A 26,619-nucleotide genomic window follows, 5' to 3' on the forward strand; every position below is an offset into this window, starting at 1 on the left:
TCCTGCCTCTTCACATTTTGCAAGCTCCTGATGTGGTGCTCCTGATCTGGATCATGTACGGACAGCTCGCCGAACCCGAGGATCAATGTACGAATACGAGATGTCTACCAGCAAATTCAACACGACATAGATGATCGATGTAAAAAATACAACGCCCTGCACCACCGGTAGATCCTTCGCCATTAACGCATCGGCAATAATACGGCCAATTCCTTGTCTGGAGAATACCGTTTCTACCACCACGGTTCCTGCCAGCAAATCCCCAATTAGCATACCGATAACCGTAACGGCGGGGATCAATGCATTACGCAGTGCATGACCGTACATGATCGCTCGTTCAGACAATCCTTTGGCTCGTAAAGCCACGATAAACGGTTCATTGATCACTTCAAGCATGCTGTTACGCACCATCCGCACAATAAATCCCGCACCGACAAGTCCTAGTGTGGATGCCGGAAGCACCAAGGTACTGAATCCATCCGAACCCATCGCCGGGAACCAGCCGAGCTGCACGGAAAACAACAGAATAAGCAGAATACCGGTCCAGAAGGTTGGCATCGAGATACCGAACAAACCAACGAGCCGAGCCACAACATCAATCACGCCATTCCGGTGAATGGCCGATAGAACGCCAAGCGTAATTCCGATGGTGATGGCGATCAGCGAACTGAGTGCCGTTAATGCCAGCGTTGCCGGGAAATGTTCCAGAATTTTGGGTAATACCGGATCGGAGTTAACCATGGATTGACCAAAATCCCCGCGCAACATATCGCCAAAATAGTTCGCAAACTGGATATAAAATGGTTGATCCAGCCCAAGCTGTGCCCGGAGATTGGCAATCATCTCCGGGGTAGCCGAGGATGGGTCCAGCATAAGCAGCACCGGATCACCCGGCAGAAGATACATGATGCAGTACACCAGCACCGAGGCTCCAAATATAACGAGAAGCGACGTTGCTAGTCGTGACAAGATCAGTTGAATCATACCGGGATGGCTCCTTTCTGAAACCGAAACAGGCTGTATGCCGTGTTGGAATGATGAGACTCGATAACCTAACTTGCGTTATGGCTGAATACGTACATCATTAAAGAGTGGATAACCGAGTGAATCGAACTTGATGCCTTCAACGTTTTTGGATGCAGCCACGGTATACGGAAATACGTATATTGGCAAAATAACTGCCTGTTCAATGAGATATTTCTGAATCTGACTGTAGATCTCTACCCTTTTCGCCGAATCCTTCTCTACCGCTCCCTGCTCCAGCAATTGGTCGATCTTTGGATCAGACAAACCGGATAATGTCGGGCGTTGTCCTTCCGCACTGGTATGATAGAAGGCGTACAAGGCATTCGGATCGGAGTTGACCTGGCTGTTGCCGTACAGATCATAATCCCAGTTCTGATAGATCACGGTAGCAATGTCTTTGGTAATCACCACTTCTACCGCTATGCCCAGCGGTTTCAGCTGTTGCTGGATGATGGCAGCAATGTCATTGCGTTTCTCCCGGTTAGGGGAGCCATCTACATATTTCAAAGTTAGCTTCTTCCCGTCTTTAACACGAATCCCGTCAGCCCCCTTAACCCAGCCCTGCTCATCCAGTAGTTGGTTAGCTCGGTTGATGTCCGGGGTGATACTCCCTTCAAGTGCCTTGTCATAGCCGAGAATGCCTGGAGACAATGCAGACCATGCGCGCTCGTAGTTACCCAGATACAAGGTTTTCACAATGGACTCTACGTCTACAGCGGATTGTACCGCTTGCCTTACTTTTACATCATCCCAAGGTGCCTTGCGCAGATTGAAAAAGAGGGTGTATGGCAGTCCAACCGTGTTGGCTTGCAACAATTGCTGGTTCGGATCACTTTTCAGCGCAGCGATATTTTGCGGCGGTACGGTCTCTGCGGCAAGCACTTGCTTACTCTGCACACTTCCGATACGTGTTGCTTCTTCCGGTACAATTTTAAATGTGATCGTATCGATATAAGGAGCCCCTTTGTTTTCGACCGTATCCGGGCCCCAGTTGTAATCCTTGTTTTTGGCTACAACGATATCCGCATTTTCATCCCATTTCACAAAGGTATACGGGCCTGTGCCTACCGGATTTTTGCCCAGTTGATCCCCGTATTTCTTCGCAGCGGTTGGAGACACGATTCCCAGCAATGCCTGACTCAGGTTACCGAGAAATGCCTGCGAAGGAGCATCCAGATTGACTTTGATCGTATATTCATCAATGACCTGGGAGGAGCTATAAGGTCTAATCAGGGCAAGCGAATTGGCAGCTTTGGTGGCCGGATCAATGACCCGATCCAGATTGTACTTCACCGCTTCGGCGTTAAACGGGGTTCCGTCATGGAATTTCACGTCTTCACGCAACTTGAAGGTATAACTTTTGCCATCCTCCGATATGCTCCATTCCTTGGCAAGCCAAGGTTTGATGGAACCGTCAGGTAGCTGAACCACCAGATTGTCGTAGATCGTACGAATCGCCCGTACGGCTACTGCAAGTCCGCTACGGTGCGGATCGAGCGTATCCGGTGAAGTCGCCAGCGCAAAGGTGAGATCCTCCCCTTCTGCTTTACCAGCCTGCCCCCCGCCGGCGGAAGCCTGTGCCGTACCGCTAGTTTTGCCTCCCGATGCTGCTCCGCATCCGGACAAAACCATTACCAATGCTACTGCCAACGCCACCACTTTTGTCCATGAGATAGACCTGTTCATATCGCTTCCCCCTCTGTGCATACAGGTGTCATTAATGTGTTGCGGTGAGCAAACTCACCATAAAATTTATATTTCCTATGAGAAAAGTAGGTTTTAAGACAAGAAGACTTCATTAGCTTCATTATTCATTAAACCTAAACTTCGTGAATCCTATGGTTCTGATGCATTTGTGCTTCGTTTTGCGCAGGTTCGAGTTCCCACCTGTAATTAACATGAAATAAAACCATTGAATAATGTTTGATTTAGAGAACATGGGACATTCGGCATTCGATTAGATCACGTTCGGCTGTGCCTGTGTTCTAGCTGCTGTATAACGGTTTACAGGCACCTGAACACCTAGATTGCCACGCAGCGTATCATGTTCATATTCCGTACGATAGATGCCACGTTCCTGTAGAATCGGCACCACCAGCTCGACAAAGTCGGACAATCCACTAGGGAGCTCCGAAGCAATGATGAATCCGTCTGCCGCTTCTGCCTCGAACCATGCCTGGATTTTGTCCGCTACCTGCTCCGGTGTCCCTAGGAATTGACTCCGTGGGGTTGCAGCCCGTAAAGCGACTTCGCGTAGCGTTAAGCCCTGTTCTTTGGCGTCTTTTTTAATTTTGTCCGTTCCGCTACGGAAGCTGTTGCTGCCTATGCCATCCAGTTCAGGGAACGGTTCATCCAGCGGATATTGGGAGAAATCATGATGCTCGAAGAAACGTCCCAAGTAGTCCAATGCCTTATCAATGGTCACAAGGCTCGCGATCTCCTGATACTTCTGTTCCGCTTCCTCCGCCGTCCGTCCCACAATCGGGTTGATGCCTGGCAAAATGACAATATCTTGAGCTGAACGCCCGTAGGAGGCTGCCCGCGTTTTTACGTCCTTATAGAATGCTTGTGCATCTTCAATGTTATCGTGTCCAGTGAATACCGCATCAGCTTCTTGTGCCGCCAGCGTTTTGCCATCTTCCGAAGAACCAGCTTGGAAAATAACCGGCTGTCCCTGTCGTGAACGAGCTATGTTCAATGGCCCCTGTACAGAGAAGAACTCCCCTTCATGATTCAGCGTGTGCAGTTTGGAAGGATCGAAGAACACACCGCTCTCCTTGTCTCTTACAAATGCATCGTCTTCCCACGAATCCCACAATCCTTTGGTCACTTGTAAATATTCCTTAGCAATACGGTAACGCTCCGGATGTGTTGGATGATTGCTTTTGCTGTAATTTTTCGCGGTACCTTCCAAGGGGGATGTCACCACGTTCCAGCCTGCACGGCCATCGCTGATCAGATCAAGCGAACCGAACTGTCTGGCGACTGTAAATGGATCACTATAAGATGTGGAGAGTGTACCCACAAGTCCGATACGTGATGTTACCGCAGCAAGAGCGGAAAGAATGCTGATCGGCTCAAAACGATTCAGGAAGTGAGGAATGGATTTTTCCGTAATATACAGGCCGTCCGCAATGAATACCAGATCAAACTTGCCCTCTTCTGCCTTCAGCGCCTGACGTTTGTAAAATCCAAAGTTGACACTGGCATCGGATAGAACCTCCGGATGTCTCCAGGTTGTGTTGCTTCCCCCAACGCCATGAATGATCGCTCCAAATTTCAAACTTCGTTTTGCTGTCATGTACACTCCGCCTTCCCTGAAATAAGGTAATTTGATGGTACCAAAATGTGGTATATCTAAACCAACAATTGAGCATTAAAATCAAAATTGATTATTCCTATGAGTTTGGTTTGTTTTAATTTCACACAGCTTATCACTGCCCCGGCGAACCGGTCAACCGTGCTTCTAATAGATTTTTTCTATATAGCGCCCATGTAAAAATAACTGCTGTGCTCCTGCTAAATTTGCCTTGTCAGACTTCATCCGTTCCGTTCAGACAGCATTGCTTCATCCTGCCGCACCAGAAGTTCTGCAGAAATAGCAACCCTTTTTACTCCATAACACTACTTTTTGGGATGATGACATCGACATACCTCCGATTTACATAATAGAGTTCCAGATCATCAGACAGACCGGATCAACCTATACCTTTAATCCCTATCTGTTAAATAAGAATTATGGCTATAAATGTACTCCCGTCTATTTACATCGTCAATGGTTCTGCTAATAGAACAATCCTATAACAAAATAGAAAAAATAAATTTAAATGTTGAGTTATCAATTCAGTATCCATTTTGATTCGAAAAATCTGATATTTTTCATTCGTTAATTTCATGTATAGTTCATTGATCGTTAGAGAACCCTCAAAATTGGTAGGGATAGAATGAATAAGATTAAGAAAGCAATCAAAAGGGCACTTTGCAGTTCTCTTGACTTGTCTTGAATAGTCATCAGCTTAATTATGTAGCCCTTGTACGGGAAACCTCATGCGGAATAAACCGATTTGTGTGAACGTTCAGCCTAAAAGTTGCGTAGGTGCTGCGTTGTTCATTCCGCATGTTTACATGTTGCTTCAAACCACGAGCGGTGGTCATCACAAATCCTTGTTCAGCAATTGAGGCGGAGCAATAATCGGCCATCCTTCCGGGATCGAATGGAATTGTTCGGTTGAGATTTGATGCACATGTCTGGAGCTTATTCCCCAACATTCCGCTGCATAGGCGGAAACAAACTTCCTGCGTTTACCTTCGGTGACCAGATACCAGCATTCGGGCGCTTCGGCAGCAGCTACAATGCTTGCGTGCATCGTTTCCATGTCGGGATCAGAAGGGACTACAGCAAGAGGAAAGTCAGGTTCAAACGATCCGTTCCAAATGTCTCCAGCGGACACCAGCGGTTCACCCGCAGGTATCCCCAGTAGATCAGGTTTGGCTACCAGCACCGGCGAGATACCGCGCGGAACAGGAATGTTCAGCTTTCGGCGCTGACCGCATCTTAGTACGTAGACATCACCCTTAAAATCAACAAGAAATGCACCTTCGGGATAGAAATCACTGCTTCGTCTGAGCGGTGATGTTGCAGGACTGTTTTCAGAAGAGGAACCTGCGGCCCTCTGGCGTAAATCACCTTTTGCCGCTAACGAAGAGACGTTCGCTTGAGATCGAGTTTGAGGGTCTGAGTGCGGAGTCTGTGCCAGCCTGAATGTTTCCGTGATGAGCGTTTGGGGATCTCCCCATTTTTGACTGTAAAATTGTTCATTGCCCTTGTTCACTGTGTTAAAGTCCTGCTCTCCGAGCGCTTTCATGCTGACACTTCCAAAATGATGGATAAAGGCATCACCTGCTACAGCAAGCCGGTACCCCAACATCCGCACCCGTACAATCCAGTCGTCATCCTCAAAGTTGCCTACGGCGTAACCCTCATCGAGATAACCTGCCCGCTCAAACAAATCTCTGGAAAACAGCCAGCAGAATCCAACGAGCCGTTCCGTCAATCGATGTTTCTCCGGGTCGGGACGATTCTGGTTGGCAGCGAAAGACCACATTTCCTCTACTTCACGATAAGGCACTTCAATCTGCTGATCTCCGCCAATGTAGTTCGTTACAGGACCCACGACACCGATCTGTGGATCGCTGTTAAGACAAGACATCATATTTTCCAGCCAGCCCGGAGTAACCAGGGTATCATTATTCAGCACAACGATATGCCTTCCCTTTGCCATCATCAGACCCTGATTAACGCCTCCGGCAAATCCCCGATTTTTATCCAATGCAGCCACCCTCACCATACCGCCTTTGCGAAGCAGTGCGTCGGCCGTACCATCTTGAGAAGCATTGTCTACAACGATAATTTCGTAAGGAGCCGGGGTATATTTCTCAATGCTTGACACACATTGCAGTACATAATCCCGCTGATTGTAGGTGGGAATGATGATGCTGACCCCTTCAAACACAATTCCGAATGAATTTTGTCCCTGAAGAACGCCATCTTCGTAACCTCGGTTATATCCTTGCTTGTATAACTTGGTGTTTCGAAGAATACGATGACTTCTTTTGCCTTTCCGTGAGGCGTTACGCCGATTACGGCCACCGGCTGCATGAAGAAAAACCTTAGCAGGTGTACTCATACGATGAGGATGGCTACCCGATAATTGTGTACCTACTCTAAGCTGACCGCTCTGCTGTAAGCTGCTCTGAGTATTTTTTCGTGCACGTTGCGACTGTATTTCCGCTTTCTTCATGTTGCTTCCTCCATTCCACTCGTGCCAGAGGCAGGGTCCCGGTGATCCTGCCCCAGACGACTCACTAGAGTTGAAGCTCCCCTGTCACTAATTTGTCAGCCAAATGTCCGAAATCGAAGGCAACGCTGCCCAGTTCGCCCGCAATACGTCTGCATAACACAACTGCCGGAATGCCCGCTGCGACCAGAGCGATATCAAAGGTGTGCTCGGCTGTTAGCTGCATTACTCTCGGAATATCGGCCATGCCTGCTACAGCAGGGATGATGCCTGTAACCTGCACCCCATGCAGTTGTAACAAGGCTCCCAGCTCTGCCGCCCGGCTGCCGATAAGCAGCACACGCCGTCCTTGCAACATCGGTAGCAACAATCGGGATTGATGCAGACTGTAGTTGATCGTGGAACTGGTCAATTTCAGATCAGACCAGTCGATCCCGAAATGGCGCAGCACCGGGAATAATAGTCCCTGAAACGTCGGAGCACGTGAGATGGGCACACCCACCCAGTCTGCACCCCGAATCGCTTCCGCGAGCGTCGCGCGGATGTTGGGCGTGGAGCACGGCACCCCTGCATAAGGCAGGAACGGTGCCAGCTCCTGCACTTCCGTAGCTGGCAGCACGGTATCTGCTGCCAGCGTAAGCAGTTCGCCATCCCCGAGGCGAACGACAGACAGGGGGCGCTGCGCATCCAGCGCCGCCATGATATGACCAGCCATCTCATGAGGGCTGGTTAGCCGGGTCAGGCTGGGCGCATACTGGCGGAATCCCGCCGCGATCAAATCTGCCGCCGCGACAGCGGGCAGAATATGATCCGGCGGGATGTGCTGGGCCACCAGCGCCTCGCCCCCGGCGAATACGCCGTCGCGGTAACCCGCGGCGTAACCGCCGGGCCCTGCCGCCTGCACGGCATGCTCCGCAGCCGGCGGCGGCACGCCGTTTGCGCTGCCCGCACTCGCGGCAGCGCCTTCCCGCCCCGCGGGCACGACGACACCCTGCGGGTGTGTCGTCTGGCGCGGGGCGGGGCCAGCACCGCTGGCAGGCATCGCCTGTGGCGAGCTTGCGTGCGGTGCTGGCTTGGGCGCACGGCGCATCGCCGCGCGCTGCTTGGCGCGGGCCGCGGCGCGCCGGCCCAACGCAGAAGCGCGCCTGCGCGGGGCGGAGCCTTGGCGCAGGCGGCTCTTTGCAGAGCCGGCCAGCGTTGCCCCGCCTGCCCTGTTCGCTCTCTCACCTGCGGCTCTGCTACTTCTTCGCGCTTTGTCCGCATTCCCCTCACCCCGGGCCCTCGGAGCTTTGCCCGCCCTAATCCCGCCTCCAGGCCGACTTGCTTTGCCTACATTGACCATATTTCCAACCCGATCTGCTCTGCCAGAAACGACCACACTTCCAGCCATACTGGCCTTCCCCACTCTTCCAGCCGTACTTGCCTTACCCCTACTCAACACAGTTGCAGTCCGGCCTGCCTTACTTATCCTGATAACACCACCCGTACTGCTACCGCCCTTGCTACTCCCTGCTCTTACGGTACCTTTCACATGCCCCACTTCCCTGCATTATTCACTTGCACCGCTCTGCCTCCACTCTTCACACCACTCGCATGACCCGGACCCCTTCTATTCTCTACTCACACCGTACCTTCATATCCGGCATAACTTCCCTGCGCTCTTCCCTTTCACCGTTATGCTCTTGCACCCTCAATAATTGACACGCTTCTTCTCCTGCCTGTGCAAAACGCCGGAGCCTTGAAGAAAGCTCCGGCGCAAGTTTGGCTTCAATCATGGGTATGAAGCATTTACTTCGTCTTCTGTTTCCAACATTGGCTCTGATCATCGGTTCAGGCACCGCACTGCGCCTCTATCTTGTTATTTCCGGTTAAGGCAGCTGCCCTTTCATACGTACAGCGGCCTCCTGGAGCGATTCGAATGTTCCGGCATCGCTCCAATATTTTTGCAAAATGTCATACTCCAATCCGCCGCCGGATGCATAATGGTTGTTGACGTCGGTGATCTCCAGCTCTCCACGTGCAGACGGTACAATGTTATGAATCAGGCTAAACACATGATCATCATACATGTATATGCCCGTTACACAGTAAGAGGTCTTCGGCTGGCTTGGCTTTTCTTCGATGTACGCAATACGTTCCGGATGGTGCTCATCAAAGACAGGCACCCCGTAGCGACGTGCATCGTCCACCCCTTTAAGCAGTACACGCGCCGTACCCGCAGGTTGCTGCATATATCGTTCTACATACGGTTTCAAATCATCGCTGAACAGATTATCACCAAGCAGCACCACAAATTTTTCACCCGGAAGAATAAACGATGATGCCAGATCAAGCGCTTCGGCGATACCGCCGGCCTTTTCCTGAATACGATACGTCAGCCTGACCCCATGATCCGCTCCACCACCAAGATACTCCGTATACAAACCAGCGGAATGTTTGTTGATCACAATCAGAATATCCTCAATCCCTGCCTGACGAAGCCTGTCGATACCATACATTATCATCGGATGTTTACCGACGGGAAGCAGATGTTTATTGATAAGCCGGGTCAGAGGGTACAGCCTGGTTCCTGTGCCACCAGCAAGAATTACACCTTTCATTCCTTGTTCCCTCCTTCATCGGATATGTCCATAAATTCACGCGGATCGACTTGCCACTTATTTATGAAAATGGAGCGGTTACGCTCCAGCAACTGTTTCCATTCCGCATGATCTGTCTTTTGAAAACTCGCACTACCTTGATGATGTACAAGGACATCACCGCATACCAACAAACGGAAGCCCAGAAGCCTTGCCCGATAACAATAGTCGTCATCTTCATAGTGGCCAGGGGAATACGCTTCGTCAAGCCAGCCTACGGCCTCCAGTACACTTCGTTTCATCAGCATACAGAGCCCTACGATTCGGCGTACTTCCTTCCACCTGGACACATCCGAAACATTATTGGCAGCCGCCAGCTCCTGAAAATGTGGCACATCCCGAAACGTCATATGAACCTGCTGAATACCACTGGCATAGTTCGTGACTGGCCCGATGATGCCAACGTGCTCTTCACTGTACAGTGCTGTGCGCATATTTTCCAGCCAGCGTGATGTAACGGTAACATCGTTGTTCAGCAAGAGTAGCTCATCTCCGCAGGCAACCCGAAGTCCAGCATTACAAGCGGTAGGGAATCCCCGATTTTCGGGTAAACGAACGAACCGGATGTGCTCCTTGGCACAATATTCGGCAGTACCATCCGTCGAACCATTATCTACAACGATGATCTCGTACGATGTCGCTTCTCCTGTGTATGTTCGGATGGCCTCGACACAAGGCCTCAGCAATGAGAGGCCGTTATAAGTGGGTATAATGATGCTTGTCAGCGTCATCTCACATTCCTCCTGTACGCTACCTCTGCACGGGAAGGAAGGTTGGTCCGAAGGGCATATTCACTCATTCCCATCCACGCCGCAAGTGCTTCCAGATGATCCCCAAGAATCAATCTGGCAACATCATTACCGCTACCCGTGTTCCCGGCACGCAGTCGGTTTGAGCGAATGACATCCACTTGGCATGGAGCGGATACCTTGAGTCCCTGCTGGATTGCAAGCATCTGCGCCTTCGGCGGAACGGCTAGCGAAGCAGGTTTTACAGCCTGAATCATTCGTCTCGACAGGGCATGGGGAACAGCGGTCATCGAATTCGAACCAAGGTCCCGCCGACCTAATGTATGGTTCAAATAAGCTTTGATTCGGCTGACTTCGTCCTGCTTGGAAAAAGGAGGAAGCAAAGAAGTCAGATCATTTAAGGCTACATCCTGCCCCCGGTCAATCGCGAACAGGAACGGTGCCAGGTGTTCCGCAGGTATAACCATATCTCCATCCACAAACAAAACGGTCTCCGCCTCTGTCATCTTGGCTCCAAGCGCCCGCCCCACATCATGCCCTGCTCGTTCCGGTTCATACACAAGTGTAATGCCGGGATGTTGAAGCACGTGCTCCAGACTGTTATCCGTCGTGCCGTTTAGTACAACTACAATATCACGGAGGGGTAGACGCCCTAGTTGTACCAAGACTTGACCAAGTGTGCGTTCCTCATTACAGGCACAGACTACGGCAGCAGCAACATGTCGGAGGGGTAGCGGTACAATCTCTGGTACATGGCCTGAGGACTTCACATAGCCTTGAATAAACGCCCTGCCTGCCTGCAATGTATCTTCGCAACTGATCTGTTCCGGCAGATTCGCCGCGTGTACTTGCCACGCATCAGAAGCGTGTTTATTCAGGTTGTCGGTATCTCCCCTGAATTGTTTGCCTGCAAGCTGGCCTGCTCGCCAAAATGGACGCAGATCCGGCATCACCTTCCGGACATTCCGCCGGGGATGCCGGGTACGTGGCACGCGCTTCCCCTCAGCATGCTTTCTGCTCCGGGGTCCATTCGCCGCCATTCGCTTGGCTCCCGTCAGTCTATATGCCCTTACTCCTGATCTTGTTTTCGTCGCTATCACCTCCGCATGTTGCCGTCTCTATCACATAATCATTTATTTCTTCACAGCTAGGCTAATGAGTTCAGCTTACTTACCGATCTTAAGTTTTACCGTTCTGACGGTTACAACTTCCTATTGAGCCAGACTGCGAACACGTTGCAGATCAGGGTACCCCCCCCGTGGCCCCCGTGTATCTGCAATCCAGCGGATCGCCTCCAGATGATCGCTCAGTACGAGCTGGCTAAGCGGATCAGCACCGCCTCGTTTTTTTGTGCGAACAGCATTCCATTTGCCTACAGGCACATGATGCACAGCTTGCACCTTCAGACCGCCAAATATCGCTTTGGCATGAGCAAGTGGCGGAATTTCCAACGAAGATACGCCAATGATCTCAAGTGCCTGCCTGCTGAGCGCATGAGGAATGGCTGTCATAGAAGCACCACCAAGATCGGATCTGGAGAGCAGACTGTTCAACACATGTTTCGCTTCAATGACCGGATGAACAGAGCTCCGTGTCACTGGACCGTTGTAATTGTTCAGTGCAACATCGACTCCATTTAGTACTGCCTGAACGTAAGGTGCCAAGTGTTCGGCCGGGATCAGAATATCTGCATCCGTGAACAGCAGGATCTGCCCTCGGGCTGATGCTGCCCCTACTCTTCGTCCTGCATCATGTCCCAGAGCTTCGGGATAATGGAGTACCCGTGCGCCAGCCCGTTCAGCTTCATTTGCCGTGCCATCGGTTGACCCGTTTACAATAACCAATACTTCCGCATCGCGGCATATACGTGTCGCTTCACGGACTACAGCAGCAATGGTGCGTTCCTCGTTCATCGCTGGAATAATTACCGATAGCACAGGTTGCCGGATAACTTCTCTGTCTTGCTCAGTAACTTCCCCAACTATCTCATGTGCTTCTCTCCGATCGTTCGAATGAAATGAGTGGTTAGGTGGTAAGGAGAAGACATAGGTCTTTGTACCCCTTTTCCTTCTCGATTGGATTCGTCTTTTTTCAGATACCCGTCTGGTACGCTTTTTTCTTGTTTTTGTTGCAAAACTGGCTCTATTACGTTGTTTCCGCAACAAATTCACCTCCCACAATCCATCCTGATCATGCCAAGGGAGTACACGTTATTCTATGTATTCGTGGAGCAGTGGAAACGGCGTATGTCCTTATCCTGCTTAGCTTCTGGGCGGAGATGTAAGTACAGCCACCCTGTGATCCGACAATATTCGTCAATATTTTTAAAAATGACACTTCTTCCCTGTCCTTAGACACAATTTTCAAAAAAAATTAAAATTGCATCTTTTCCAAACTTTTACACTGTGATACTATACGATTCAAGCCACACAATTTACATTTTTAACCTTACCAAGAACTTAAGTTCCCCCTTCGTTTCTTTCTATCCTTTTATTGACCTTCGGTTAGTTAAGACGTTTGATCTCCTCCGTTTTGTACACTAACCCAGCCCTGAACTTGAAAGGAGTGATGCCGTTCCCAAGCCAGCTTTCTTCTTCGCGCATGCCACACACGGATTGAACATCCCGGTTCTATGTAGAACCTTCGGTTTGCCACAATCACTAGGGGGACAACCCCTGCTTCTTTCAACACACTTCTGTTTCAGCCCCTCACTCCGCCCTGCCAGATGCAGACGGAAACCCAGCCGAGTTAGGCATAAACCCTTTTTTTTAACAAAAATTTAGATGAGAATGGGAGAGTTATCAATGAAATTTGCCAAAGTTATGCCAACAATTCTTGGAGGAGCTCTTTTGCTCGCTTCCGTATCCTCTGCTACTGCAGCGCCATCTGATCCATCTATTCCACTTGAGGCCCCTTATGCCTCCGAGGAGAGCATCCTTTTGAACAACAATCCTGACGAAACGATCTATAATTACCTTGGACAACAGGAAGAGTTCCTGAACTCTGATATCAAAAGCCAGCTCAAAATCATTAAACGTAACACGGACACTTCCGGTGTAAGGCACTTCCGTCTGCAACAGTACATCAAAGGCATTCCGGTCTACGGCGCTGAGCAGACCCTCCATCTGGACAAGACGGGTGCTGTGACTTCTGCTCTCGGTGAACTTCCGCCTGTTGAAGAACAAGCGATTCCTAATGATGGAGTCCCTGGTATCAGTGCAGAAGACGCGATCAAAGTGGCTTCGGAAGAAGCGACATCCCGGATCGGCGAGTTAGGTGCACCGGAGCTTGAGCCTAAGGCTGAACTCAATATTTATCATCATGAAGATGACGGCCAGACCTATCTGGTTTACATTACCGAAGTGAACGTACTTGAACCTGCCCCGCTGCGAACCAAATATTTTATTAACGCCGTGGACGGAAGCATCGTATCCCAGTTTGATATCATCAACTTTGCTACAGGCACAGGTACAGGCGTGCTGGGTGACACCAAAACGCTGACTACAACGCAATCCGGCAGTACCTACCAACTGAAAGATACTACTCGGGGTAAAGGCATCCAAACCTACACAGCGAATAATCGCTCCTCTCTGCCAGGCACGCTGCTCACAGATTCCGATAACGTATGGACAGACCGTGCAGCTGTAGATGCACATGCTTATGCTGCCGCTACTTACGATTTTTACAAAAATAAATTTAACCGCAACAGCCTTGATGGCAATGGATTGTTAATTCGCTCCACAGTACATTATGGCTCCAACTACAATAATGCCTTCTGGAACGGGGCACAGATTGTATTTGGTGACGGCGACGGCTCACTGTTCCGTTCATTCTCTGCTGACCTGGATGTTGTAGGTCATGAATTAACACACGGGGTCATCGAGTATACGGCCAATCTGGAATACCGTAATGAACCGGGCGCTTTAAATGAAGCTTTTGCCGATATTATAGGGAACACCATCGAGAGCAAAAACTGGTTGCTGGGTGACGATATCTATACCCCTAACATTCCAGGTGACGCGCTACGCTCCTTGTCTAACCCTACGCTGTATGGTCAGCCCGACAAATATAGTGACCGTTACACGGGTAGTGCGGATAACGGCGGTGTGCATACCAACAGCGGTATTATCAACAAAGCTTATTACCTTGCAGCCCAAGGCGGTACACATAACGGTGTAACGGTTAGCGGCATCGGCCGGGATAAAGCGGTACGTATCTTCTACAGCACATTGGTGAATTACCTGACACCGACATCCAAATTTGCAGCAGCCAAAACGGCAACCATTCAAGCTGCCAAAGACCTCTACGGTGCGAATTCTGCCGAGGCAACGGCAATCACTAAAGCCTATCAAGCTGTAGGACTGTAATCGTTATCGTTAACGATCATTGCAGCGCCTATAGCCATCCATAAAAATGTAATGCCGAACTTATTATTTTTGCAATTATTCTTGTATTAAAAAAACAGCATCGTTCCGACACCCCTCATGTCCGAACGGTCAGGCTTGCCAAGCAAAAGCGGTGTCCGGGACAAACTCTGGACACCGCTTCTGTTTATTTTTTATGCCGATGGTCCTGCTGCAATCCAGGACAACAAACCATACGTATGCTTGCAGTCTGCTGTTCGCGTTACTTCCAATACAGCTTCATCTTCGCTCTGGGATAACAGGGATACCTGGAATCCACGATCATTGCTCATGGCTACAATGACATAATGCTCCGAAACAAACGACTCTTCAAAAACTATGGTCACTTCGGTGCACGTTTCATTCTCTGGCAACACAAAAGCTTCCATGCCAAACTGCTGCACAGCAGGCTGTTTACTGACACTACGTACCGGCTGGAATGCCAGATGTTCGGCTTGAACAGCACCCGTCTGCAACTGTTCACTGCCTACAGAACCATCACACAAATGCTCTTGTGTCACTGACTGAGGCTCCAGGTTATAGGTGACTGGCACCTCAGGATCAGACTGTTGAGGCGCAGTAGCATCGGAGAATTCTGTGTCAGCGATATCCAACGATAACGCATGTTCTCCATCCAATGCATCTCCAGCTTCAGTGATTTCCGCAACTGACTCGCCTTCTATTGATACTTCATCTACTTCCAAATCATTACGTAGCCCGAGCAGCTCCTGAAGATTCAGATTTCCGGCTTGGAGCTCAACTGGCGTATCCGAAGACTCCTCCGCATCATCTCCCCAGGCAAACAGACCTTCATTGGGCAGACCTACCGACTGCATAAACTGCTGCACTTCCTGCATCGCTTCCTGCCGTTTGAACTCCGCAAGCTGCTCCAGCGTTTCTGCACTGACCTGACGAATCGCATTCCAGATCTCTTCACTTAAATGTGATGTACCAACAATTCCATCATTTAAGTGACTGGACGTGATACTTTGCTCACTTAATTTGCTGCCATCAATAGCACGATCAGCGAGATGCACAGACGATATCGTGCCTTCGGTCAGTTTACTGCCGTCCACACTGCCATCTGCCAGTTTAGACGCTGTCACTGCACCATCTTGAAGATGAACAGTGTTTACAGCTTCTTCGCTCAAATGGCTTGCCGTAATGCTACCATCCTCTATATGATCTGCACGAATTGCACCTTCTGCGATATGGGCAGACTGCACACTCTCTTCGGTTAAATGAATGCTGGTTACCGCTCCTTCGGTCAGTTTACTGCCGTCCACACTGCCATCTGCCAATTTAGACGTAGTAACTGCACCATCTTGAAGATGAACGGTGTTTACAGCAACTTCACTCAAATGGCTTGCTGTAATGCTGCCATCCTCTATATGATCCGCACGAATTGCACCTTCTGCGATATGGGCAGACTGTACACTCTCTCCGGTTAAATGAATGCTGGTTACCGCTCCTTCGGTCAGTTTACTGCCGTCCACACTGCCATCTGCCAATTTAGACGTAGTAACTGCACCATCTTGAAGATGAACGGTGTTTACAGCAACTTCACTCAAATGGCTTGCTGTAATGCTGCCATCCTCTATATGATCCGCACAGATTGCGCCTTCTGCGATATGCGCAGACTGCACACTCTCTTCGGTTAAATGAATGCTGGTTACCGCTCCTTCGGTCAGTTTACTGCCGTCCACACTGCCATCTGACAATTTAGACGTAGTAACTGCACCATCTTGTAAAATGACGGATCGGACAGACTCTTCCTCCAGATGTTCTGTTCCAATACTCCGCTCCTGAATATGATGAGCGAAAACAGCTCCATCCTGGATATGACGAGAATGAACTGCACCTTGTTGCAGGTGTGCAGCCCCCAGAGATTCCAATTGCAGATGCAATCCACTGATCAGCCCTGGCTGTAAATGTGCTTCTGCTACACAGAGCGGAGCCAAATGTTCTGTGTGCACCGCTCCGGCCATCAGATGATCGGAAGATATCGCCTGCTCGGTGATATGTTCACCGCGAATGACCTCTTCTCTCAGATGAACACTATGGACAGCCTGGGCAGTCAAATGATCTGATTTTATACTGCCTTCGGCAAGATGCATAGAATCAACGGATGCTCGTTGCAGATGTTCGCTCCCTACTGCCCCGTATTGCAATTCCTCGCCAGATACCGAGTCGGTGGCCAGATGTTCTGTCGTCACTGTTCTTTGACGAAGCTTACTGCCAGGGATGCTGCCGTTTGCAAATAATTCCGGCGTACGCACCTCATCGGACAGATGCTCCAGCGAGATCGTATGCTGCTTCAGGTGATATCCACGAATCGTTTCCGCAGGGATATGTTTGGCAACGATGCTTTCGGCCATAATTTTGGCGGAAGTGATACTGCCGTCAGCCAGTTTGGCCGAGGTGACCGATAGATCAGCCAGCTTATCTGTAGAGACACTTTCCGGTGAGAGTTTAGGTGATGTCACAGCATGGTCTGTAAGATGCGGTGGGAAGATGGAGCCGCCTGCCATCTGCGCTGAAGTCACGCTACCCGGAGCTATTTTGTCGGTAGTAATCGCCGCACGTGATATGGCCTCGGACTGAACGCTGCCCGGCTGCAGGTGAGGGGCACCTACGGCATGCTCAGTCAGGTGCTCCGCTTTCACTGCATACGGCCTTAGCGCTTCGGAATCAACACTGCCGGGAGCCAGATGAGCCGTTGATACGGCTGCTTTGGCCAAGTGGGACGAATTGACCGTACCTGCGGCTATAGCTTTGCTTGTAACCGCACTTGGAGCGAGTTTATCAGCCGTTACACTCTCTGATGCCAGCTTTGCGGTTGTGACTGCTTCATCCTGCAATTGGAATGATCCTACAGCAGATTCCGCCAGATGTTTTTCCAGCACAACACCTGAAGCTAGCGCATCCGCAGATACACTTCCCTCGGATAGATGCGTTGTCTCGATGCTTCCACTCGCCAAATGTATGGAATGAATAGCACCATTATCCACATGAACCGGTGTAATGCCTCGATTGGCAATATGTTCTCCGCGAATCGAGCCTTTAGCCAGATGTTTCCCGAGCACGGCTTCATCTGATATTTTGGAAGCGACAACGCTTTGATCTGCCAGTTTCGAAGCCGTCACCGCTTGCTCCAGCAATTTTGCTGTTCCCACCGATTGATCTGCCAGCTTGCTGCTAATGATGGCTCCATCGACCAGATGCTCACTGCCGATTTCGGCATTGCCGATCTGTTCGCTCCCTACAGCAGCAGCTCGAATCTGGACTGATCCGATCGAACCATCCACCAGGTGTCGTCCATTCAAGGCATGTTCGGCAATATGCCTTGTATGAATCGATCCATCCTCAATCTGTTCACTGCCGATGCTACTTGCCAGCAATTGATTACGTCCAACGGAACCTTCAGCCAGATGAGACTGTTTCACCGAACCAGCCTGAATATGGCGTGCATCAATCGATTGCTCTTCAATCTTGCTACCTGTCACCGCTCCATCACGGATTTTGGCACTGGTGACCGCATCATCCGCCAGTTTCGAGGTATGGACAGCCCCACCAGCTAAATGACGGGTCTCTATCCCGCTAATCGCGATTTTTTCACCAGTAACAGCTTGATTCTGGATTAATTCCTCTGTGACGAGCAGGCGACTCAGATGCCTTGTGCCGATGGAGCCATCCGCTATTTTGGCTGCATCAATGACCTGATTACCCAGCTTCTGTGAGGTAATGCTCCCATCCCGGATTTTATCTCCAGCGATGGATGCATTTCTGATTTTGTGACCTGATACAGAGCCATCAATCAGATGTTCCTCCGCAATCGAAGCCTCGGCCAGCTTAGCAGAAACAATTGCACCATCCGCGATATGAATACTTGTTACTGCATAATCCTGAAGCGCCTCGCTTCCTACAGCTCCTGATTTCAGCTTGGAGGCGTCCACCGAAAAAGGAGCCAGTTTACTTTCCGTGACGGCAAACTCACTGAGGTCATCTGTATAAATATACTGCCCTTCATAGCCTGGCATTTGGTTCTGGTTTAATTGTTCAAGACGCTGCTTGCCTGTTAAACGGATTTGGTTATCGTGTTCATTTAATGGAAGGTGAGCGACGCTTCTGATCTGAAGCTCTTTTTCTACACTTTCTTTTTCCACGCTATTTTTTTCTGCATTTAAAGGGGAAATTTGCTGCTCCTGCACCTGGTTTCTGTCTTGTTCTTGCTTTTGCTTCTGCTCCGCATCTTGCACTTCCACAACCACATCGGGTTTATTAATGAATGAATCGGACGTGATTTGTTCGGATGTTACTGCGGTATCAGCAATAACTTCCTTGGAGACAACTCTATCGGAAGTCGAAACCTCCTCTTTTTTCACTGTTTTTTCCGGCTTGCTGAATTCCAGTCGCCGATCCATCAGATCCAGCTCCCTGAATTTGGGACTGATATGACGCACTTTAGGCGTCACAACCTTTTTCTTGCCTTTTTTACTCATGAGGCCAGCTCCTTCCCCTAACGTTCATCTCCGGCATCATATGCTTTGAGCTGGGCTTCTGCCACTTTTCTTGCTTTACTTTTACACATCCTTGAACAGATTTCGGTCTACTCAGGATAAGTTTATTTCTGACCTGGCGTAATTAGGCTGTACGAAATGAAGAGACAAGGCGGCTGTCCACGCCCCGTTTCCGCTCCTTTCATAAGATATGATGGAACATCAACGGATGTATACAAGTGCGTCTGCACACCGGTCTGCGTTATCGCGATGTTAGAACCATGCATTGACAGGCCGGCATACTGAAAAAAAATCATGGTTGCGCGATAACAATGAAGGAGGAACGGTCATGCTCCAAGAAACGATCGGCATTATGTTCGATTCACGCATGTACCGGGGGATACCGGCCGGAAGGACCGGTCAGGAATCACTCGCCAATTATGAACAGGCTGCAGCCTGTTACGGATTAACGCCTTGTTTTTTAAGGCTGGAGGATATCGATCTGGATCGTAAAACATGTCTGGCTTATGTGAAAAAAGAAGGTCGATACGTCCGAGAACGTATACCCCTTCCTTCCATAATCCATAATCGTTCGCTTCAGCTTCGCCGTGCGGAACAGCGACAGATTACACGTTTACTCCTGCAAGGAATCCAGGTATATAACGTGCGTAATCGTTACCGGAAGGATCATGTGCATGATATGCTGCGGCAGGACCCTTTTTTAAAAGATCATCTGCCCCACGCAGTCAAAGCAACCCCCGAATCCCTCACTTACATGATGGAACATTATCAAGATCTCGTCATTAAACCTTGCAGTGGCAGCATCGGTCATGGCATCATGCGGCTCTTCCGGAAGGAGGGAACTTGGAAACTCACCTGTGAAACCAGAGCATCGCGCAAAGGCTGGGCAACCTTTAAGTTGAGCCGGGCACAATTGCCTTCCGCTACACTAAGGCGGATATTCCGCCATGCTTATCTGATTGAAGAACGGATTCCGCTCATCCGGCATGAGGGAAGGCCCGTGGATCTGAGAGTATCTGTACAGCGCGGGGGAGATGGGGTATGGAGTGTCACGGGCATGTTTGCCAAGGCAGCTCCGGCGCATACGTTTGTCACAAACATCGCGCAAGGCGGCAAAGTCATGACTGTTGCTGGAGCACTTGGTCTGGCTGAACCGAGTACCGAGCTATTCCAACTGCAAGCCCGAATCGCCATGGTTGCCCTTCGTATTGCTCACACGTTGGCTTCCAACTTGCCTCATCTGGCTGATCTGGGCCTCGACCTTGGCGTGACCCAAAACGGAGAAATTTACTTTATTGAATGCAATGGCAGGGATCAGCGATATGGTTTCCGTAAAGCCGGCATGCAGGAACATTGGCAGATGACATATAACAAACCGATGGCGTACGGACGTTTGCTCGTCAATCACAACTCCAGCATTCCTAGACAGCCACAAACCTATGATCGTGGATTGTATTGATTTCATTCGTGATTTGTGTCAATATTATGCAGAATGGCCGCTTTTGCGGCCTTGAAGTTTGTATTAACCCTAAGGGGGATATTCATGGCAAAAACGCTGTTGCGATTAATGACTGAGCTTTCTTCGCGCAAATGGATCTCCCGGACCGTGGGAGCTTTCTCCAAAAGCCGGGGAAGCAAAGCATTGATCCCTTATTTTGTCCGGACCTACAACATCCCTGTACAGGAAGCCGAGAAGGATTGGAAAGAATATCGTTCCCTGAATGATTTCTTCACTCGCAAATTAAAACCCGGGATGCGCCCGCTAGACCTTTCGGAACATGCTTTGATCAGCCCTGTCGACGCCAAAATTACGGCAGCAGGCCCGATTTCCGCAGGAACCATTCTGAATGTTAAGGGACAAAATTATACACTTGCTGAATTGTTAAACCACTCTCCACATCTGGAGAAGTACAAGCATGGTTATGTGTTTGTGCTCTATCTCAGTCCGCGCGACTACCACCGCATTCATGCACCTGTCAGTGGTCGTAGGATGGAGAGCGAACATATCAAAGGCAAGGTTTATCCTGTGAATGATTTCGGACTCACCCATATGAAGTCCGTGCTCAGCCGCAATGAACGGCTTATTACGTATATTCAGCATGAATATGGTGAAGTAGCTGTCGTCAAAGTGGGTGCAATGAATGTCAGCAGCATTCAATACGCCGATATGGACACCCAAGCTTGGGCTCAAGGCGATGACCTGGCCTATTTCGAGTTTGGTTCTACCGTTGTGTTGCTTATGCAGACCGATACCTTTGAACCGCTTCCTGATCTGAAACCTGGAGATTCCGTTAAAATGGGAACTTTACTTGGTCGTCTGAAACCCAAACAACCTTAACTTTACGCGTCAATAAAGAGGATGGCGTAGCACCTGCAATCCGGTGCTGCGCCATCCTCTTTATTCTTTATCTTTCATGCCTATCGTTCATGATATGAAATGTTACCATTCTAAATTGCCTAAATATCATTTCATGTATACATGCATGGCGCAGCATCTCTTCAGCTGGATCGCCTGTTCATTATAAGGTAGGTAATCGTCATATCTCCAAACGTTAGAACCATACGTCCTGCAGTTCTTCAACGGGTCTCAGCCGGCGCAGACGTTTCCGAAAAATACTGCATCCCTTAATAGAATTTCTACGGCTGCGAACCCGTCTTTTTCCGTTCATCATCACATTTCCTCCTTGTAAGGTCATTTGGAATGCTAGTTACTTACCCTAGCCATCCAGCATTGAAACGTGTGATGGTTTCGAACGAGTCTCTGTGACATGTGTTTAACGAATCTCTGACGGACTTTTGCCTGTATATTGCTTGAATTGACGACTGAAGAAAAAGATATCCCGGTAGCCCAGTGCATCCGCAACTTCGGTCACGTTCATACCGGTATGCACCAGAAGATGTTCTGCCCGTTCAATACGCATACGAATAATATAGGACTGAACCGATGATCCGACAAGTTCCTTGAACTTGATTGAAAAATAACGCGGCGACAGACCGGCTCGTGCAGCCAGATCCTCTACGCGATGAGTTATTCCGGGATGCTGACGAACATAATTCGCGACCTCCTGAATCACATCGGACAACTGATTACTTACCTTTTTCTCCACAGGTTCTTCCGTATCCGCACGCAGCAAATGGATCATTAACTGCTTCAGAATCAGCCTGCTCTCTTCATCACGTCCATACACATCGGACAAAAACAGCCTTACGTAACGTGCAAGCAAATGCTCGAACTCCACGGTCTCCTGCACTTCACGGTAAGACTGAGGTACATCCACAACAGGCTCGTCCACATCGAAATGAATATATGTAAGCACCAGTGGTTTCTGTCTGTTATGCGTTGCGCTTGTATGGTCTCCCGGACGAAACAGGAAACAACTCCCTTTGCCAACCTCGTAAGGCTGATCATTCAAAATAACCGTGCCTTCACCGCTCCACACGTAAAATAAATCATAATTTTGCATCGGTTTTTCACGCTTCTGCCATTTCCAGCCCGGCTCACAGACTATTTTGGCGACAGCGGGCAAAATTACAAATGATGACGGCGATGCCTGCAGCATGTCGCCACTCCCCCTTGACAGTTAATCTCTTTAAACACTTATCCCATTATACAGCGGAATTCACTGAAACGAAAATGTACACTTCTCCCACGCGGCTTGCATCCGCTGTATCCCTTCACGAATCTCCGCTTTTTGCAGATGAGCAAACCCGAAACAAATCGCAGCATGCCCCGGAATCAAGCGATACTGCTCTACATCCCGGAACAAAACTCCTTGCTTATGAAGCTCTTTGGTAAACCGTTCATAACTTGCCTGGTCACCGTTCCAGATCGCATAAATGGCCAAACCGGCATCCCCTGGCTGCATGGTGAATGCTTGCGGCAACCACCGATTCATCTCCTCCACAAAAAAGTCATGCCGCTCCCCATATAGTCGGGTTAATCGACGTAAATGCCGCATGTATCCACCTCGTGTCATAAATCTGGCTAGTGCACGTTGTTCCAGCAACGCAGGTGACACCGGTTCATACAGAGCTTTGGCAGCCAGCAATGGCTCGACCAGACTGCTCGGCAACACCGCATAACCGAGCCGGAACGAAGCGGGCATCGTTTGGGAGAACGAACCGATATATATCACGCGTTGCTCACGATCAAGCACCTTAAGTGGTTCAATCGGCCGTCCACCCCAGCGGAACTCACTGTCATAATCGTCTTCCACAATAACGGCATTTTGTTTTGATGCCCAGTTCAGTAAGGCACGCCTTCGTTCCAGCCCTAACACCGCTCCGGTAGGGAACTGACGAGTCGGCGTGACAAATAACGTCTTTGCCTGCCAATGTTGCGGGATAATGCCTCCTTCATCAACCGCTGCCGGTATTACCTGGCCGCCGCAAGATCTGACCGCATGTACAATGCCTTGATAACCCGGACTTTCCAGCACCACAGGGCTTCCCTCATCAATGAGTAACTGGGATAACAGCGTAATGCCTTGTATCGATCCACTGAACAGTACGATCTGTGAAGCTTCCGTTTGAATACCACGTGTCCAGCGAAGATGTGCGGCAATCGCTTCACGCAGCTCTGGATCACCGGCTGCACCACCTGCATCCCGCCAGCCACTGCGATGAACCGCAGCGAGTGCGCTTTTCCACTCGGCTTTTGGAAAATGTTCTGGCAACAATCGCTGCATCCGAAAATTGATGACCGATTCCTGTGCCAGTTCCACCTCTACACGTGAACGTTTGTGTTCTGCGGTTAATGCGCGAAGACGCTCTCCCCATGGAGATAAAGGCAACACCGCTTCGCTATGATCGTTGTAATGCACGGACAAGGATTCCGTAACATAGGTTCCTTTTCCCGGATAAGCACGGACATATCCATCCGCAAGCAACATATCGTATACCTGGGCTACCGACCCGCGCGACATGTCGTACTGTTTCGCCATTAAACGCGTAGATGGCAACCGTGCTCCTGCTTCCAGTGTACCTGAATGAATCGCATCCCGCAGTGCGTGATATAACGCTTGATATTTGTATCGATATTGGAGCTCGTATGAATCAAGTGGTAGCCACAATTCCATGCGATTCCCCCCTTAACATGTCTTCTTGATCTTTACTTCTATTTTCACTTCTATCTTTTCCTGGTCTTACTTCCTGCTTAAAATCATCTTCCATCCCAATTGGCCTATAAAAATGAATGTAAATTGGATCTATTTTACTGTCAATATTCGTTTTATGGTTATGTTCATGGAATGCAATACTGTAATCATATTTCTGACATGTTCTAATGGTTTTCTACATTTAGACCTGTCCTAACACTTTCTACAATAATGGGGGGAATCACATGAGACGCAAAGAGTTTTCGGTAGAAGAGGAACAGGAAATCATTACATTTCTGGACCAGTGCTCATTCGGTTTTTTGGGTACCGTCAGCCCGGATGGAGAACCGAGAGTAACACCGCTGAATTTTGTATATATGGATGGTTGCTTTTATTTTCATGGCAGTTTAGCCGGTGAAAAAATGAAACAGATCAAACAGAACTCGTCTGTCAGCTTTACCGTGGCGGAGGAATTCTCGCTGATTCCTTCTTTTTTCAGTGACCCTGAACTGGCCTGTCCTGCAACCTCTTTTTTCAAAAGTGTCATGGCATCCGGTCTGGCAGAGCGTGTAGAAGATCTTGATATTAAAGGTAAGGTACTGCAGCGGTTTATGGAGAAACTCCAACCGCAAGGCGGTTATGTACCGATTGATGCACAGGACTCACGCTACACCGGGCAACTCAAAGCCGTTGCTGTCGTTCGAATCGTACCGGAGCGACTCAGCGCCAAGTTTAAATTCGGGCAGAATTTGACGCCTGAACGATTTGATCACATCAGCGGGGAATTGCATAAACGAAACGAAGGCCGGGATTATGAAACGACTGAAATGATGCGAAAATATTGCCCGTACCACCAGAAGTAACTCGTCCAGATCCGGCCTTACATTCATGCTTATGTTGCATTCTGACCCCGCGCAACAACGCGGTGAAGTGATATAACTGTCATATTGCGTAATTTCCGTGACGGGGCCATGTCAAGGTGTTATAATGTTAGGCAGTGAATCACAAAGACTTGGAAGGATGAAAAGAATGAATCCACTGGCTGAACAGTTGAACGAAAGTATTCAGGCCGGCAGCAGTCACGTCTACTCCATGCTGTCACAACTCGGCAAAGAAATTTATTTTCCTAAAGAAGGTATCTTAAGTCAATCTGCGGAAGCAGCAAGCTTGGCCAAGACCTATAATGCAACGATTGGTATCGCTCTGGAGGGTGGAGTACCCATGCATCTTCCGGTGATTCAGGAGAAGTTGTCCGCATTCCAGCCGAAGGATTTGTATCCTTACGCACCGCCTGCAGGCAAACCTGAATTACGAACCGTTTGGAGAGAGAAGATGCTGAAAGAAACCCCTTCTCTGGAAGGTAAATCTTTCGGGAATCCAATTGTAACGAACGCACTGACTCATGGACTCAGCATCGTAGCCGACCTGTTCACTGAAGAAGGGGACGCTGTTATATATCCGGATAAAAACTGGGAGAATTACGAGCTGACTTTCGGAATTCGTCGACACGGCCAGTTGATTCATTATCCATTGTTTGATGATCAAATGAACTTCAACAGCAACGGGCTGCTTCAGGCGTTGCTTGCACAAAAGGACAAAGGGAAAGCCATTGTTCTGCTGAACTTCCCGAACAATCCGACAGGTTACACGCCAGGCGGCGCAGAAGCAGATGCCATCGTTGATGCCATTCGTCAAGCTGCTGAAGCGGGTGTAAATGTTGTTGTCGTTACAGATGATGCTTACTTTGGTCTGTTCTTTGAAGATTCCATTCATGAGTCTCTTTTTGGTAAACTGGCCAATATCCATCCACGTGTATTAACGGTGAAAATCGACGGTGCAACGAAGGAAGAATTCGTATGGGGCTTCCGTGTAGGATTCATTACATTTGCTCATGAAGATGCTGCTGTTTTGCATGCATTGGAGCAAAAAACACTTGGTATCATCCGTGCAACGATTTCAAGCGGACCACATCCTTCACAGACTTTTGTTCTGGATGCGCTGAAAGCACCGGAGTTTGAAGCACAGAAACAAGAAAAGTTTGAGATTATGAAAGGCCGTGCCAACAAAGTTAAAGCAATCCTGGACAGCGGTAAGTATGGGGACGTATGGGATTATTATCCGTTCAACTCAGGTTACTTCATGTGTCTGAAGCTTAAACAAGTCGGTGCTGAAGCACTCCGTAGCCATCTGTTGCACCAATATGGTGTGGGCACGATTGCACTCGGTGAATCGGATTTGCGAATTGCCTTCTCTTGTATTGAGGAAGCAGGTTTGGAAGAACTGTTCGATACGGTCTATCGCGGCGTTCAGGATCTACAAACGACTTAGCATATAAGTTATATAACCTTCTAATTTAGATGTTCTCTAAAAATAGAACCCTTTGCGGCA

The 26,619-nt window shown here is 49.3% G+C and carries 17 protein-coding genes; 5 read left to right on the top strand and 12 right to left on the bottom strand.

What is annotated here, in order from left to right; all coding sequences use genetic code 11:
• Positions 1–51 precede the first annotated feature (51 nt).
• The 9 genes from Q9R46_RS27870 to Q9R46_RS27910 form a co-directional block, all read right to left on the bottom strand.
• Complete coding sequence (locus tag Q9R46_RS27870; protein ID WP_311282539.1) at positions 52–984, bottom strand: ABC transporter permease; 933 nt, start codon at positions 982–984, stop codon at positions 52–54.
• A gap of 78 nt (positions 985–1,062) precedes the next feature.
• Entirely contained in the window at positions 1,063–2,712 is a 1,650-nt protein-coding gene (locus Q9R46_RS27875; protein WP_311282540.1) for an ABC transporter substrate-binding protein, read from the bottom strand.
• Positions 2,713–2,983: 271 nt separating this feature from the next.
• The gene (locus Q9R46_RS27880; protein ID WP_311282541.1) at positions 2,984–4,327 is read right to left on the bottom strand and encodes an LLM class flavin-dependent oxidoreductase; all 1,344 of its coding nucleotides are present in this window, start codon (positions 4,325–4,327) and stop codon (positions 2,984–2,986) included.
• A gap of 853 nt (positions 4,328–5,180) precedes the next feature.
• The gene (locus Q9R46_RS27885) at positions 5,181–6,827 is read right to left on the bottom strand and encodes a glycosyltransferase family 2 protein (protein WP_311282542.1); all 1,647 of its coding nucleotides are present in this window, start codon (positions 6,825–6,827) and stop codon (positions 5,181–5,183) included.
• Between the two features lie 64 nt (positions 6,828–6,891).
• A complete protein-coding gene (locus tag Q9R46_RS27890; RefSeq protein ID WP_311282543.1) occupies positions 6,892–7,656 on the bottom strand; it encodes a GT-D fold domain-containing protein in 765 nt (254 codons plus the stop codon).
• A 1,036-nt stretch (positions 7,657–8,692) separates the two neighbouring features.
• Entirely contained in the window at positions 8,693–9,424 is a 732-nt protein-coding gene (locus Q9R46_RS27895) for a sugar phosphate nucleotidyltransferase (protein ID WP_145414995.1), read from the bottom strand.
• Positions 9,421–10,194, bottom strand: a complete 774-nt coding sequence (locus tag Q9R46_RS27900; RefSeq protein WP_311282544.1) for a glycosyltransferase family 2 protein — start codon at positions 10,192–10,194, stop codon at positions 9,421–9,423. Before Q9R46_RS27900 ends, Q9R46_RS27895 begins: the two co-directional genes overlap by 4 nt.
• A complete protein-coding gene (locus tag Q9R46_RS27905) occupies positions 10,191–11,252 on the bottom strand; it encodes a glycosyltransferase family 2 protein (protein ID WP_311282545.1) in 1,062 nt (353 codons plus the stop codon). Before Q9R46_RS27905 ends, Q9R46_RS27900 begins: the two co-directional genes overlap by 4 nt.
• Positions 11,253–11,423: 171 nt before the next feature.
• Positions 11,424–12,374, bottom strand: a complete 951-nt coding sequence (locus tag Q9R46_RS27910) for a glycosyltransferase family 2 protein (RefSeq protein WP_311282546.1) — start codon at positions 12,372–12,374, stop codon at positions 11,424–11,426.
• A gap of 642 nt (positions 12,375–13,016) precedes the next feature.
• Between Q9R46_RS27910 and Q9R46_RS27915 the strand changes: the two genes are divergently transcribed.
• Positions 13,017–14,579, top strand: coding sequence for a M4 family metallopeptidase (locus tag Q9R46_RS27915; protein WP_145335485.1), 1,563 nt, complete (start codon positions 13,017–13,019; stop codon positions 14,577–14,579).
• A 191-nt stretch (positions 14,580–14,770) separates the two neighbouring features.
• Here Q9R46_RS27915 and Q9R46_RS27920 read toward each other — a convergent pair whose 3' ends face one another.
• Positions 14,771–19,117, bottom strand: a complete 4,347-nt coding sequence (locus Q9R46_RS27920) for a WIAG-tail domain (protein ID WP_311282547.1) — start codon at positions 19,115–19,117, stop codon at positions 14,771–14,773.
• A gap of 346 nt (positions 19,118–19,463) precedes the next feature.
• On the opposite strand from Q9R46_RS27920, the gene Q9R46_RS27925 reads away from it, so the two are divergent.
• Together Q9R46_RS27925 and asd are read left to right on the top strand one after the other, a co-directional pair.
• Positions 19,464–20,594 carry a YheC/YheD family endospore coat-associated protein gene (locus tag Q9R46_RS27925; protein WP_311282548.1) on the top strand — a complete coding sequence of 377 codons (1,131 nt, stop codon included), beginning with the start codon at positions 19,464–19,466 and terminating at the stop codon, positions 20,592–20,594.
• Positions 20,595–20,678: 84 nt separating this feature from the next.
• Positions 20,679–21,473 (top strand): archaetidylserine decarboxylase, encoded by a 795-nt coding sequence (gene asd, locus Q9R46_RS27930; protein ID WP_311282549.1) that lies wholly within the window; start codon positions 20,679–20,681, stop codon positions 21,471–21,473.
• Positions 21,474–21,909: 436 nt separating this feature from the next.
• Here asd and Q9R46_RS27935 read toward each other — a convergent pair whose 3' ends face one another.
• On the bottom strand, positions 21,910–22,695 hold the full coding sequence (locus tag Q9R46_RS27935) for an AraC family transcriptional regulator (protein ID WP_090919385.1): 786 nt from the start codon (positions 22,693–22,695) through the stop codon (positions 21,910–21,912).
• A gap of 60 nt (positions 22,696–22,755) precedes the next feature.
• On the bottom strand, positions 22,756–24,213 hold the full coding sequence (gene pdxR, locus Q9R46_RS27940) for a MocR-like pyridoxine biosynthesis transcription factor PdxR (RefSeq protein ID WP_311282550.1): 1,458 nt from the start codon (positions 24,211–24,213) through the stop codon (positions 22,756–22,758).
• A 263-nt stretch (positions 24,214–24,476) separates the two neighbouring features.
• Between pdxR and Q9R46_RS27945 the strand changes: the two genes are divergently transcribed.
• The gene (locus Q9R46_RS27945; RefSeq protein WP_311282551.1) at positions 24,477–25,094 is read left to right on the top strand and encodes a pyridoxamine 5'-phosphate oxidase family protein; all 618 of its coding nucleotides are present in this window, start codon (positions 24,477–24,479) and stop codon (positions 25,092–25,094) included.
• A gap of 166 nt (positions 25,095–25,260) precedes the next feature.
• Entirely contained in the window at positions 25,261–26,559 is a 1,299-nt protein-coding gene (locus tag Q9R46_RS27950) for an aminotransferase class I/II-fold pyridoxal phosphate-dependent enzyme (protein ID WP_145415001.1), read from the top strand.
• The last annotated feature ends 60 nt before the right edge of the window (positions 26,560–26,619 follow it).

The organism is Paenibacillus sp. RRE4 (genome assembly GCF_031844205.1).
GTDB classification, from domain to species: domain Bacteria; phylum Bacillota; class Bacilli; order Paenibacillales; family Paenibacillaceae; genus Paenibacillus; species Paenibacillus xylanexedens_B.

Bases quoted from the DNA above. Each gene is read 5' to 3' on its own strand.
- Q9R46_RS27895 (WP_145414995.1), bottom strand. From the start codon at position 9,424: ATGAAAGGTGTAATTCTTGCTGGTGGCACAGGAACCAGGCTGTACCCT.
- Q9R46_RS27920 (WP_311282547.1), bottom strand. From the start codon at position 19,117: ATGAGTAAAAAAGGCAAGAAAAAGGTTGTGACGCCTAAAGTGCGTCAT.
- pdxR (WP_311282550.1), bottom strand. From the start codon at position 24,213: ATGGAATTGTGGCTACCACTTGATTCATACGAGCTCCAATATCGATAC.
- Q9R46_RS27945 (WP_311282551.1), top strand. From the start codon at position 24,477: ATGAGACGCAAAGAGTTTTCGGTAGAAGAGGAACAGGAAATCATTACA.
- Q9R46_RS27950 (WP_145415001.1), top strand. From the start codon at position 25,261: ATGAATCCACTGGCTGAACAGTTGAACGAAAGTATTCAGGCCGGCAGC.
- Q9R46_RS27925 (WP_311282548.1), top strand. From the start codon at position 19,464: ATGCTCCAAGAAACGATCGGCATTATGTTCGATTCACGCATGTACCGG.
- Q9R46_RS27915 (WP_145335485.1), top strand. From the start codon at position 13,017: ATGAAATTTGCCAAAGTTATGCCAACAATTCTTGGAGGAGCTCTTTTG.
- Q9R46_RS27900 (WP_311282544.1), bottom strand. From the start codon at position 10,194: ATGACGCTGACAAGCATCATTATACCCACTTATAACGGCCTCTCATTG.
- Q9R46_RS27870 (WP_311282539.1), bottom strand. From the start codon at position 984: ATGATTCAACTGATCTTGTCACGACTAGCAACGTCGCTTCTCGTTATA.
- Q9R46_RS27880 (WP_311282541.1), bottom strand. From the start codon at position 4,327: ATGACAGCAAAACGAAGTTTGAAATTTGGAGCGATCATTCATGGCGTT.
- Q9R46_RS27875 (WP_311282540.1), bottom strand. From the start codon at position 2,712: ATGAACAGGTCTATCTCATGGACAAAAGTGGTGGCGTTGGCAGTAGCA.
- asd (WP_311282549.1), top strand. From the start codon at position 20,679: ATGGCAAAAACGCTGTTGCGATTAATGACTGAGCTTTCTTCGCGCAAA.
- Q9R46_RS27905 (WP_311282545.1), bottom strand. From the start codon at position 11,252: ATGGCGGCGAATGGACCCCGGAGCAGAAAGCATGCTGAGGGGAAGCGC.
- Q9R46_RS27935 (WP_090919385.1), bottom strand. From the start codon at position 22,695: ATGCTGCAGGCATCGCCGTCATCATTTGTAATTTTGCCCGCTGTCGCC.
- Q9R46_RS27885 (WP_311282542.1), bottom strand. From the start codon at position 6,827: ATGAAGAAAGCGGAAATACAGTCGCAACGTGCACGAAAAAATACTCAG.